The sequence below is a fragment of the Ensifer sp. SSB1 genome (genome assembly GCF_016652895.1).
Taxonomy (GTDB): domain Bacteria; phylum Pseudomonadota; class Alphaproteobacteria; order Rhizobiales; family Rhizobiaceae; genus Ensifer.
The window spans coordinates 1-1,361 of the sequence record NZ_JAEPRP010000338.1 but is presented as its reverse complement, the minus strand read 5'-3'; the positions used below and the strand labels follow the sequence as shown (position 1 = coordinate 1,361).

2 protein-coding genes are annotated in these 1,361 nt (G+C 61.5%); both read right to left on the bottom strand.

Annotated features, from left to right (window positions below; all coding sequences use genetic code 11):
- On the bottom strand, positions 1-382 hold a 382-nt coding region (locus tag I8N66_RS37005), incomplete at its 3' end, for an ABC transporter ATP-binding protein (protein ID WP_291165493.1).
- 69 nt (positions 383-451) lie between these two features.
- Positions 452-1,361: ABC transporter substrate-binding protein (locus I8N66_RS37000; protein WP_291165489.1), on the bottom strand; the 910-nt coding region annotated here is incomplete at its 5' end.

Below are 1,361 nucleotides of genomic sequence, written 5' to 3'. Positions count from 1 at the left end.
CGCCAAGCTTGACCGTGGAAAGCGCCTCGTCGATCCGCCGCTTTGCTTCTGCGCCCCGGATGCCACGATATCGCAAGGGAAAGCCGATATTTTCGGCAACCGTCATGTGCGGGAAGAGCGCGTAGTTCTGAAAAACGAAGCCGATGTCACGCCGCTCCGGCGGCAGGCGCTCGACGGCCTGTCCTTCGAGCAGGATGCGGCCGCTCGTTGGTTGTTCGAAGCCTCCAAGCATCATCAGCGTCGTCGTCTTGCCGGACCCGGAAGGCCCGAGCATCGTGAGGAACTCACGGCGACGAACGTCAAGGTTCAGCTCCTCGACGACGAGCGTGCGCCCGTCATAGCTTTTCTGTACCCGCTCGAAAGCGACCATGGTCTCGGTCAGGGGCAGGGGTGAGGGCACCTCATGGAGGTGCCCCCTTTCCAGTGTCACGGTGTTCATCGCGACGCTCCTTCAGTTGGAAAGCCAGGTGGTGAAGCGCTTGCGAATCTCATCGCCGTGGTCCGCCCAAAAAGCGTTGTCGAGCGTCAGCGAAGTTGTGAGGTTATCCGGGCTGGTCGGCAGGTTCTTGGCGTCTTGCGGCGCGACCTCGGTCGCCGCCGTCGCGCGAACCGGACCGTAGGGAATGTACTTGGCAATGCCGGCCAGAACCTTCGGTTCAACGGCGAAATGGATAAAAGAAAGCGAGCTTTCGATATCCTTCGCGCCCTTGGGTATGACCCAGTAGTTGGAGTCCAGGATCTGGTTGTCCCAGACGATCCCGAAATGCCGACCCTCATTATTGGCATTGAAGATGCGCCCGTTCCAGGCCGTGGTCATGGCCACTTCGCCGGACGCAAGCAGTTGCGGCGCCTGGGCGCCCGCTTCCCACCAGACGATCTCCTTCTTGATCGTGTCGAGCTTGGCAAAGGCGCGGTCGAGCCCGTCGGGCGTGGCAAGCGTCGCATAGACGTCACCAGGCGCCACGCCGTCGGCAAGGAGCGCGAATTCGAGATTGGTCGCCGGGTTTTTCCAAAGGCCGCGCTTGCCGGGGAAGTTTGTGAGATCGAACAGGTCGGCAAGCTTCGTCGGCGGCGTCTTCAGCTTGTCGCGGTCGTAGGAAAGCACCGTCGCGTAGACGATGGTGCCGACGCCGCAGTCCGACGTGGTGCCTGTGAGCCAGTCCGATTTCGGTCCGATCTTCTCCCAGTCGATCGGCTCGAAAATGCCCTCGTCACAGCCCTGCAGCAGGGTCGGCGCGTCTACGTCGACCACGTCGATCGTCGTGTTGCCGCTGTCGATCATCGCCTTGATCTTGGCGATCTCACCGTAAGCGCGGAATTCCCCGCACCTGTTCATAGACGTGGCAGTGAGGGAGTCTGTG